5 protein-coding genes and 1 pseudogene are annotated in these 11,134 nt (G+C 71.0%); 1 reads left to right on the top strand and 5 read right to left on the bottom strand.

What is annotated here, in order from left to right; translation table 11 throughout:
• The 5 genes and pseudogenes from TA90_RS12550 to TA90_RS12530 form a co-directional block, all read right to left on the bottom strand.
• Nucleotides 1-818: pseudogene (locus TA90_RS12550) on the bottom strand (GAF domain-containing protein); the annotation flags it as partial.
• Nucleotides 815-2,620, bottom strand: a complete 1,806-nt coding sequence (gene cydC / locus TA90_RS12545) for a thiol reductant ABC exporter subunit CydC (protein ID WP_043536983.1) — start codon at nucleotides 2,618-2,620, stop codon at nucleotides 815-817. The gene cydC and the pseudogene TA90_RS12550, both read right to left, overlap by 4 nt.
• On the bottom strand, nucleotides 2,617-4,554 hold the full coding sequence (gene cydD, locus TA90_RS12540) for a thiol reductant ABC exporter subunit CydD (protein WP_074015409.1): 1,938 nt from the start codon (nucleotides 4,552-4,554) through the stop codon (nucleotides 2,617-2,619). The genes cydC and cydD overlap by 4 nt, the downstream gene beginning before the upstream one ends.
• Nucleotides 4,555-5,180: 626 nt before the next feature.
• On the bottom strand, nucleotides 5,181-6,305 hold the full coding sequence (gene cydB, locus TA90_RS12535; protein WP_043536981.1) for a cytochrome d ubiquinol oxidase subunit II: 1,125 nt from the start codon (nucleotides 6,303-6,305) through the stop codon (nucleotides 5,181-5,183).
• 18 nt (nucleotides 6,306-6,323) lie between these two features.
• Nucleotides 6,324-7,871, bottom strand: coding sequence for a cytochrome ubiquinol oxidase subunit I (locus tag TA90_RS12530; RefSeq protein ID WP_043536987.1), 1,548 nt, complete (start codon nucleotides 7,869-7,871; stop codon nucleotides 6,324-6,326).
• Nucleotides 7,872-8,449: 578 nt separating this feature from the next.
• Between TA90_RS12530 and TA90_RS12525 the strand changes: the two genes are divergently transcribed.
• Nucleotides 8,450-11,134: Rne/Rng family ribonuclease (locus TA90_RS12525; RefSeq protein ID WP_052450870.1), on the top strand; the 2,685-nt coding region annotated here is incomplete at its 3' end.

Raw genomic sequence — 11,134 nt, 5'->3', positions numbered from 1 at the left:
GAACTCGCTGAGCTGGGGGACGCGCATGGTCTGTGCGCGGGCCATCGAGTCCACGATCATGCCGGTGCCCTCCGCGAGCACCGACATGGCCCGTCCCTCCGGTGGGAAGACGACGCCGAGCAGGCGGTCGGCGTGGTAGCCGTCGGTGATCTCCCCGGCCCAGGAGTCACCCACCGAGGGCAGGACGATGACCGCGGTGTCCGCATCCGACACCTCGCGCACGGTCTGGGCGATGAGGACGAGCGCCTCCTCCTCGTCGGCGCCCTCCAGCATGGTGTCGTCAGCTTCTGGGAGGCAGCGATCCAGCGTTCCCTTTTGCGTGCCTGGGCGAAGAGCTCGGCGTTCTCCACGGCCACACCGGCGGCCGCCGCCAGGGAGGTGACGACCTCGGCATCGGTGCGCCCGAAGCCCCCGAACTTGTCCGTCAGGTAGAGGCGACCGTAGACCTGCTCGTGCACGGTGACGGGGGCACCGAGGAAGTTCTCGATCTCCTGGTGCCCCTGGGGGAGGGTGACCGCCGCGTCCTCGTCGTGGTGGACGTCGTTGATGATGAGGGGTCCGTCGGTGGGGATCTCCGCGATGAGGCCGTGGCCCAGGGGCGGGTTGCCCATGCGCGCGATCTGCTCCTCGGAGAAACCGTGCTGGATGAACATCGTCGTGTCCCCCCAGTTGTCCAGCACGCTGAGCGCGCCGTAGTGCGCGCCGGTCAGGCGGCAGGCCTGGTCGACGAAGCGCTGGAGGGCGGGACGCAGGTGGAGGTTGGAGGTGAGGTCCAGGGCCGCCTCGAGCAGCCGGAGGTCGGGTCGGGCCTGGGTCATGGGGTCTCCTGTTCGACGGCCCAGCGGTAGGCACCGCGCTGGGCGCTGAGTTCTGCATGTGTCCCGCGGGCGACGACGGTCGCGGGGGAGTCCGTGTCGAGGGCCCCTGCACCCGCAGCGGTCGTGTCGCTGCCCGGCCGGTCCAGGACGATCACCGTGTCCGCGCCCGTCAGGGCGGAGAGCCGGTGGGTCACGACGAGCACGCCCCTCGAGGGGTCCTCGGGTCCCAGCAGGGACTCCATGAGGGAGTCCGCGGTGGCCGGGTCGAGGTGCTCGCCCGGCTCGTCCAGGAGCAGGAGCGGTGCGGGGGAGGCGAGTGCCCGTGCCAGGAGGAGCCGACGACGTTCCCCACCCGAGACCGTCGTGCCCCCGGAGCCGATGATCGTGTCGAGACCCGCGGGCAGGTCGCGGAGCCACGCGCCCAGACCGGCTCGCCCCAGCAGGGCGACCGCCTGGTCGCCGGTGAGGTCGGGCCGGGCGACGCGCAGGTTCTCCAGGACCGACGTCGCGAAGACGTGGGCGTCCTCGGCCGTCATCGTCACCTGGGCCGTGACGTCGTGCCGGTCGCCGCCCCACACGTCGACGCCGTCCAGGGTGACCGTGCCGGAGACGGGCGGGAGCATGCCCGCCAGCGTGTAGAGCAGCGTCGACTTGCCGATCCCGGAGGGGCCGACGACCGCCAGGTGGCGACCGATCCCGAGGTCCAGGTCGATGCCCGTGGCGACCACCGGACCTCCGGGCCACCCGATGGCCAGGTCGCGGGCGACCAAGCGGGGACCGGAACCCGTGGCGGGGGCGGGCACGGGGTGGGTGGGCACGGGAGCGTCGTGCCCGAGGAGCTCGTCGATGCGCAGGGCCGCCCGGGCTGAGCGGACCAACTGGACGGCGGCCGGCGCCATCTCGCCGGTGCCCTCGAAGGAGGCGAGCGGGGTGAGGACCAGCACCGCCAGTGCCACTGCCGCCACACGACCACCCGTGGTCTCGGGGATGCCCACGAGCAGGGCTCCCACCACGGCGAGCCCCATGGAGAGGCGGTCGATGCCGGCCGCGACACCGGAGGTGCGTGCCGCGTGCCCCGCGGCACGCGCCAGGGAGGAGCTGACGGAGTCGAGGTGGTCGCGCACCCCGGTGATGCGCCCGGAGACCTGCAGCTCCGCAGCGCCGTCCATGAGCGTCATGGCGGTCTCGGAGAGGTCCGTGCGTGCTGCGCCCGACTCGAGCTCCGCGCGACGGGCGGAGCCCATGGTCATCAGGGGGGCGACGACACCCGAGACGAGCAGGCATGCAGCGAGGATGGCCGCGGCGGCGGGGGAGAGCATCCCGATGCCGACGACCGTCCCGACTCCGACCACCGCGGTCACGCAGGTGGGCAGGAGGGACTTGACGACGAGGTCACCGACGTCGTCGACGTCGGCACCCGTGCGGGCCAGGAGGTCCCCCCGACGCAGGCCCGCCACGCGGTCCACGCGGGAGGTGGACAGGGAGTCGTAGAGGTTCTGGCGCAGGGAGTCCATGCCCGCCAGCGCCACGTGGTGGCTGGCGAGACGCTGGAGGTAGCGCATGAGGGCACGCATGATGCCGAAGAGCCGCACCGAGGTGGCGGCGACGGTGAGGTAGAGGACGGGTGGCTGCTGGGCGGCGCGGGCGATGAGCCATGCGGCGGTGGCCGCCAGGGCGATGGCAGAGCCGAGCCCGAGGGTGCCGAGAAGGACGGAGAGCGCGAAGCCGCGGCGGTCGACGTCGAGGAGACGCAGGACCCGTCTGAGGGCGCGCCTCTCGGGCGCGGTGAGGAGCACGGTCACTGTCGGTCCCTCCCACCGGTCGTGGTGGCCTCCCCACCCGGGCGGGTGTCAGCTGCCGGGTCCGCCGGGGCCGGTTCGACCGGGGCTTGTCCGACCGGGGCTTGTCCGACCAGCGACGGGTCGAGCAGGCCGGGCAGGTCCACGTGCAGGTCCTCCGTGCCCTCGACCTCCACGAGGGCGGGCCACTGCTCGGTCTCCTCGGTGGTGGCGCGACGGGTGGGGACCTCGATCACCTGGTCGGCGGCGGCGACCACGGCCTCGCGGTGGGCGATGACGACGACTGTGCGCCCCGCGCGACGCATGGACAGGATCGTGTCGACGACGACGCCCTCGCTGACCGCGTCGAGGTGTGCAGTGGGCTCGTCGAGCACGACCAACGGTGAGTCGTCCAGGAGGGCACGGGTGAGTGCCAGACGTTGGCGCTGGCCGACGGACAGCCCGGTGCCCCCCTGTCCGACGCGGGTGTCCCACCCCTCCTCCAGGGATCCGACGACCTGGTCGAATCCGGTGGCGCGGGCGGCCGCGTCCAGGTCGGCGGCGGATCCGGGTCCGTCCCCCTCGCCGAGCACGTTCTCCCGGAGGGTGCCCGGCAGGATCGTGGGGGCCTGGGGGACCCAGGTGGCGTGGGACCACCACGACGGCAGGGCGACCTCGGCGAGGTCCACTTCCCGCCCGCTCCCGGATGGCGTGCCGGTGGGGAGACCTGCGGTGTCCTCGTCGCCTCCCTGGCCCTGACGGGAGAGCGGGCGCAGGAGGACGCGACCGCGGGTGGCCGGCTCCAGGCCGAGGAGGACCATGACGGTCGTCGTCTTGCCCGACCCGGACGGCCCGGTCAGTGCGACGACGGTGCCCGGGTGGATGACGGCGCTGAGGTCGGCGGGCGCCCACACCCCGCGGGCGGCGACGGAGAGACCCTCCAGCACGATGTCGGTGGTGGCGGGGTCAGGGGCGGGGGTGTCGCCGTGAGGGGGGACCGGCGTCTCGATGACCTCGAAGGCCGCCTGCGCTGCTGCGACCCCGTTGGCGGAGGCGTGGAACTGGGCGCCGACCTGGCGCAGGGGCTCGAAGACCTCGGGGGCGAGCATGATGACCACCAGTCCGGTGGTCAGGGGGATGGAGCCGTGGACCAGTCGCATCCCGACCTCCACGGCGACCAGCGCCACCGACAGGGTCGTGAGGAACTCGAGCACGCCCCCGGACAGGAAGGCGACGCGCAGGGTGGACATCGTGGCGCGGGTGTTCTCCCGGCCGAGCCTGCGGAGGTGCTCGCGGGGACCGTCCTCGCGGCCAAGTCCCCGCAGGGTCGGCAGGCCCGCCATGAGGTCCAGGAGCTGGGAGCCGAGGCGCTCCATGGAGGAGAGCTTGCGGGCGGAGGACTCCTGGGTGAAACGTCCGATCAGGACCATGAACAGGGGGATCAGGGGGATCACGGCGGCGGCGATGAACGCCGACCAGAAGTCGAGGACGAGGATCGTCCCCAGCGCCAGGGGGGTGACGGTGACGACCAGGAGCAGCTGGGGGAGGAACTTGACGAAGTAGGGGACCAGGTCGTCCAGGCCACGTGTGACGAGGGTGGCGGTGTCGGCGCCGTGGCGTGCGCGCCAGCGGGGGCCGAGTTCCTCGGCGCGTGTGAGGACTGCCGCGCGCAGCTCGCGGATCGCGCCCTCCGCCGCGCGGTGGGACAGTGCCTCGCGGAGAGCCACGACCCCCGCCCGTGCGGCGACGACACAGACGAGGGCGGCCACGAGTGGCAGGACCCCGGACAACGTGTCCGTGCCGAGGACCACCGGGGAGACGGCGTGGGAGATCAGGAGCGCCTGGACGATGACGAGGGCGGCGGTCGCGAGCCCCAGCGCAGCCGAGACGATGATGTGGACCCGCGCCGATCGGGCGTGGCGCAGCAGGCGGGGGTCGAGTGGTCTCACCCTGCCCATTGTGCCAGCTTGTGGGACGGAGGTCCGTGGTCGACGAGGGCGTGCGGCGTGGGACGTGGGTCCGTGCCCGGGTCCCGGTCGGTGGCACGACTGTCCCGTCTGTGGGCGATTCGGCGTCACGACTGCCCATCTGGTCGGTTCTGATGGCACGACTCCCGACTTGGTGGCTGGTCCTGCCACGACTGTCTGCTTGGTGGGTACTTCGGTGGCACCACTACCCATTTGGTCGGAGGCACCCGGGCGGGCCAACGGGCATCGCGTGTTCGAAGTGGTCGTGACCTGCGGATACGCAAAGCGTCCGAGTGGGTGCCCGTGAGTGGCCTTCACGTGATGGGTAGTTGTGGCACGTCTCTGCCACAACTACCCATTCGGTGGCCGGTCCTGTCACGACTGTCTACTCGGTCGGCGCTTCGGTGGCACGACCACCTACTTGGCCGGTCGTCGATCGGCACGGCTGCCTACCGGGCCGGTCGTCGACCGGCACCACTGCCCCCTCAGGAGGTGCGCCCGGCGCGATCGCCCACTTGTCGGCGCGTCGACGGACCGAGGCAGATGTCTTCTGTCCTGACAGCGGAGGGCCCCACCCCCGGGAACGGGGGAGGGGCCCTCGGTGGAGCGGTGCGGGCTCAGCCCGCCAGGAAGTTCGAGCCGAGACGGATCCGCTTGGGGAGCAGACCGGCATTGGCATCGACATCCGCGGTGGAGACCCGCTTGCGGAAGACCCAGTAGGACCAGGCGGTGTAGACGAGGACCACCGGGACCAGGCACAGGGCCACGACCGACATGATCACGAGGGTCGGGTGGGTCGAGGACGCCTGCGCGATCGTCAGCGAGTACGCCCCGTCGATGCTCGACTTCATGACGTCGGGGGCCATGGAGGCGAACACCCAGGCGACGGCGCCGGCGATGCCGACAGCGGAGGCGGTGAAGGACAGCTTCTCGTTGCGGGTCGCGTGCTGCGACCACGCCGCCGAGGCGATCAGGGCCAGGGCCGCCACGACCAGCGGGATCCAGGACCAGACGTTGTTCGAGAACTTGAACTGCCCCCAGATGAGCCACACCGCACCGAGCACCACGGCCGCGACAGTGGCAGGAGCGGCCACGCCGTTGGCCCGGTCGTGGACGTCACCCTTGGTCTTCAGTGCCAGGAACTGCGCGCCGTGGGCGAAACAGATCGCCACGACGGCCAGGCCACCGAGGATCGTGTACGGCGTCAGCAGGCTGAGGAAGCCACCCGTCAGCTGGTGGGCCGCACCGGCGAGGACCTCGGGGGTCACGTCGGTGGCGGGGACGACCTGCTGGGTGGCCCGGTCCACGACCTCGATCTTCATGCCCTGCACGAGGTTCGCGAAGGCGACGCCCAGCAGCAGGGGAACGGTGAAGGCGGCCACGGTGTGGAAGCGGTCCCACACGGAGCGCCACTTCTCCGAGGCGATCTTCGAGCGCCACTCGATGGCCGAGATGCGCAGGATGAGCATGACGAGTATCAGGAAGAGGGCCAGGTACATGCCGGAGAACATCGTGGCGTACCACTCCGGGAAGGCGGCGAACATCGCGCCGCCGGCCGTCAGGAGCCACACCTCGTTGCCGTCCCAGTGGGGACCGATGGTGCGGATGGCCGTGGTGCGTTCCCGGTCGTTGCGGGCCACGACGGGCAGGAGCATGCCCACGCCGAAGTCGAAGCCCTCCAGGACGAGGTAGCCGGTCCACAGGACCGCGATGAGGATGAACCAGAGAATGCTGAGATCCATGGGAGTGTCCCCGTCCGATCAGTAGCCGAAGGACAGGGAACCGACGGTCTCGTCGTCCTCGTCCGGCTCGGCGGAGTGGGTGTGGATGCCCTCCAGGGCGTAGCGCCTCATCAGCAGGAACCACACGACGCCGAGCGCCGCGTAGAGGAGCGTGAAGATCACCATCGTCGTGAGGACCTGGGCGGCCGGGACGGCGGTGGAGATGCCGGCCTGCGTCATCATCATGACGGAGGCGACCGGGTCACCGTTGTCCAGTGCCGAGAGGTTGGGTGCCACCACCCAGGGCTGTCGGCCCATCTCGGTGAAGATCCACCCGAAGGAGGCCGCGATGAAGGGGGTCGGGATCGTGAGGATCGCGAAGCGCCCCAGCCACTTGTTCTCGGGGACCGCTCCCTTGCGCATGGCCCACAGGCCCCACAGCGCCAGGACCGCCGCGAAACCGGCGAGGCCGATCATCATGCGGAAGGACCAGAAGATGACGTTGCCCGGCGGACGGAAGTCGTACTGGGAGGCGTCGCCGTACTTCTCGGTGAAGGCCGGTGTCGCGTTGAGCCTCTCGACGAGCTCCTGCTGGGCCTGCGCCACACCCGTGATCTCACCGTTGGGGCTGTTGGTGAAGAGGATGGAGGAGACGTAGGGGATCTCGATGAACTTCGTCGGCTGGTCGGAGTCGTCGAGGGGGCAGGTGCCGAACTGGGCGATCGTCATGGCGACCTGGGTGTCGGAGACACAGACCCCGTCGGCGGCGGCCATCTTCATGGGCTGGACGCGTGCGAGTTCCTGGCCCTGGATGTGACCGGTGCCCGCGGTGCCGAGCCCGCCGATGATGACGACCAGCAGCCCGAAGCGGGCCAGCGGACGCCAGATGTCCCGTGCCTCACGCCTGCCGACCTCACCGCCCTCGCGTGCGGCCCGCGTCATCCACCAGATGGCCAGGCCCGCCACGAAGGTGCCGGCGACCAGCCAGGAGGAGGTGATGACGTGGGAGAACTCCCAGACGAGGACCGGGTTGGTGACGACCTTGAGGAATCCGCCGGCCCCGTCGAGCTCCGCGCGCCCGGTCTCGGCGTTGAAGACCGCGCCCACGGGGTGCTGCATCCAGGAGTTCGCCGCGAGGATCCACAGGGCGGACAGGGTGGTGCCCACTGCGACGCACCAGATCGTCGCCAGGTGCCAGCCCTTGGAGAGGCGGCCCCACCCGAAGATCCAGAGCCCCAGGAAGGTGGACTCGAGGAAGAACGCCGCCAGGGCCTCGATGGCGAGGGGGGCGCCGAAGATGTCCCCGACGTAGCGGGAGTACTCCGACCAGTTCATGCCGAACTGGAACTCCTGGACGATGCCGGTGGCGACGCCCAGGGCGAAGTTGATGAGGAGGAGCTTTCCGAAGAACCGGGTGGCCTGGAGCCATGTGTCGTTGCCGGTGCGGTGCCAGATCGTCTGCATGATCGCGACGAGGAGGGACAGACCGATGGTCAACGGGACCAGGATGAAGTGGTAGACGGTCGTGATGCCGAACTGCCACCGACCCAGTGTCAGCGCGTCGAGCGCTGCCGGAACGAGTGTCATGGTGCTCGCCTTTCCGGTGATGGGATGGATGCAGCGTGGGGACGAAGTCATCGTCCTGACGCCATGTCAAGAAGATATCTCATTGACCAACTGGTCAACACGACGTTGCCGTGTGTCGTGGCCGATCCGTGACACGTCGCACGGCGCACCTGTGGTGCAAGTCTAGGTGAAATCCTGCCGTCTGAGCAGGGGATCGGCCCGGTCCCGGCGACCCCGGGCCCGGGTCCCGCCGCACTCCCGTGCCGGTCCCGCCCCGCGCCCGCCCGGTGCCCCCGCCGTGCCCGCCACGCCGGGCGCGATCGATCGCCTCCGGCGGACATCCCCGAGTGGGGGCGGGTCCTGTGAGACAATGGCACCGAAGATGGACGTCGTGGACGCACCTCCGCGACGTGAGTACCGGAAGAGCAAGCCGGCCGGAGACGGTCGCGGCCACCGGGCACCGCCACGCGAGAACGTGGTCCTGTCAGGATTTCCGCCCCTCGCGGGCGAGCAAGAGGGGACCCACCCGGTGCGGGGCGGGCCCCACAAATTGGAGAACCGTGACCAACCCCGAAGACTCATCCGCACCTGCATCACCCATGGCGTCGCTGCTGTTCCAGGCGCCAGCCTTCCAGGCACCGACCTTCCGCGAGCCGGAGCCGCCCTCGCACGACGAGGAGGAGCCCGCCGAGCGGACCCCACGCCGCAGGCGCGGCGGACGCGCCGCCGCCGAGCGTGACGACGAGGACCGCGCGGGTTCGGACCGCGACACCCAGGACCGCACCGACTCCGAGGACAGCCCCGAGGGCGATGCCGAGTCCGCCAAGCCCGCCCGCAAGCGCCGCTCGCGTCGCAAGAAGGACGTCGAGGCCGAGGCGCCCGCCACCGAGACCTCCGGCGAGGAGGGGAAGGACACCGCCTCCCCCGACGCCGCCGAGGAGGAGCCGAAGAAGCGCTCCCGCCGTTCCTCCCGCTCGAAGCAGTCCAAGGAGGACAAGAAGGAGGACCGGGCCCAGGAGGGTTCCGCCGCGGACTCCTCCGCGTCCGACTCCGACCGGGGCGGGTCCCCCGAGGGCTCCGGGCACGGGGACGAGGGCGACCACGCCTCCTCCGACTCCCACGCCGACGAGGACGAGGACCAGGAGGGTGGCACCTCGCGTCGTCGCCGTCGTCGCCGTTCCCGTTCCTCCGAGTCCCGCGGCTCCGAGGACCCCTCGGACCAGGTGACCGCCCTGAAGGGCTCCACCCGCCTGGAGGCCAAGAAGCAGCGCCGGCGTGAGGGACGCAAGGAGGGCCGTCGTCGCCACCTCATCACCGAGTCGGAGTTCCTGGCCCGCCGTGAGGCCGTCGACCGCCAGATGGTCATCCGCCACCACAACGGGCTCGACCAGATCGCCCTCATCGAGGACGGGCTCCTCGTCGAGCACTACGTCACGCGCCACACCCAGCAGTCCATGGTCGGCAACATCTACCTGGGTCGCGTCCAGAACGTCCTGCCCTCCATGGAGGCGGCCTTCATCGACATCGGTCGCGGCCGCAACGCGGTGCTCTACGCGGGCGAGGTCAACTGGGACGCCGTCGGCCTGGAGGGCCGCCCGCGCCGCATCGAGGCCGCCCTCAAGTCCGGCGACCCCGTCCTGGTGCAGGTCACCAAGGACCCCATCGGCCACAAGGGCGCGCGCCTGACCAGCCAGATCACCCTGGCGGGGCGCTACCTCGTGCTCATCCCCAACGGCTCGATGATGGGCATCTCCCGGAAGCTGCCGGAGAAGGAACGCCAGCGGCTGAAGAAGATCCTCAAGAAGGCCGTCCCCGGGGGCTCCGGCGTCATCGTGCGCACCGCTGCGGAGGGTGCCTCCGAGCAGCAGCTGGCCGACGACATCGCGCGCCTGACCAAGCAGTGGGCGGACATCGAGGCCAAGCAGAAGAAGACGAAGTCCGCCCCCGTCCTGCTGCGCGGTGAGCCGGAGCTCGCCGTGCGCGTCGTGCGCGACATCTTCAACGAGGACTTCAACAAGCTCGTCATCCAGGGCCGCGAGACCTTCGACACCGTCTCGGAGTACGTCCACGACCTCTCCCCGGAGCTGTCCGACCGCGTCGAGCAGTGGGTGGGCACCGAGGACGTCTTCCACGGGTTCCGCATCGACGAGCAGCTCGCCAAGGGCATGGACCGCAAGGTCTGGCTGCCCAGCGGCGGCACCCTGATCATCGACCGCACCGAGGCGATGACCGTCATCGACGTCAACACCGGCAAGTACATCGGAGCCGGCGGCACGCTGGAGGAGACGGTCACCCGCAACAACCTCGAGGCCGCCGAGGAGATCGTCCGCCAGCTGCGCCTGCGCGACATCGGCGGCATCATCATCGTCGACTTCGTGGACATGGTGCTGGAGTCCAACCGCGACCTCGTGCTGCGCCGCCTGGTGGAGTGCCTGGGTCGGGACCGCACCCGCCACCAGGTCACCGAGATCACCTCCCTCGGACTCGTGCAGATGACCCGCAAGCGCGTGGGCGAGGGCCTCGTCGAGGCCTTCTCCACCCCCTGCGAGGTCTGCGAGGGCCGTGGGTTCATCGTCCACATGGAGCCGGTGGAACACACCGGGTCCGCCGACCACACCGGTGGCGGCCACTCCTCCGGACGCGGCAAGGGCCGCAAGACGGTCGAGGAGCCGCGCCGCCTGGACGAGGACGTGGACCGCGACAGGACGCGTGAGGCGCTCAGTGCCATCGCCGCCGCCTCCGGCCGCTCCTCCAGGTCCACCGACGAGGGCGGCCCCGCCGTCGTCCCGGTCGCCGAGTCCCACCCCGAGGTGGTGGCCAACACGGCCGCCGCCGAGGCGGAGGAGACCCCCGCTGCCAGCGAGGCCCCGCGCACCCGCGGGACCCGTCGTCGCCGCGCCGTCAAGGCGCCTGCGGCCGAGCCCGGAGCGTCGCTGTCCCACGAGGTTCCCGAGGTCGAGGCCGAGGTGGCTGCGGCCCCCGTGGAGTCGCTGCTCGTCTCCGCCGAGGAGCCTGAGGACGTGGAGGAGACGGGGCTGGTGCCCGTGGAGGAGTCGGCCGGCGAGGCCACGGCCCCTGCGACCTCTGCCCCCGCGAAGGGTCGGCGCACCCGCGCCGCCTCGTCGACGATGGCGGGGACGACCACCCCGCGCAAGCGGACCGGACGCCGTCGCGCCGCCACCTCGGGTGCGGTCGAGCCCGGTGCGGAGACGGGTGCGGGCGCGGAGCAGGTCGCCGCGGTGCCTGCCATCGAGCTGCCCGAGCCCGTGCACGCCCCCGAGCCG

Origin of the sequence: Actinomyces polynesiensis (genome assembly GCF_000820725.1) — a bacterium.
In the GTDB taxonomy this organism is placed as follows: domain Bacteria; phylum Actinomycetota; class Actinomycetes; order Actinomycetales; family Actinomycetaceae; genus Pauljensenia; species Pauljensenia polynesiensis.
This window is presented reverse-complemented; position numbering and strand designations above follow the sequence as displayed.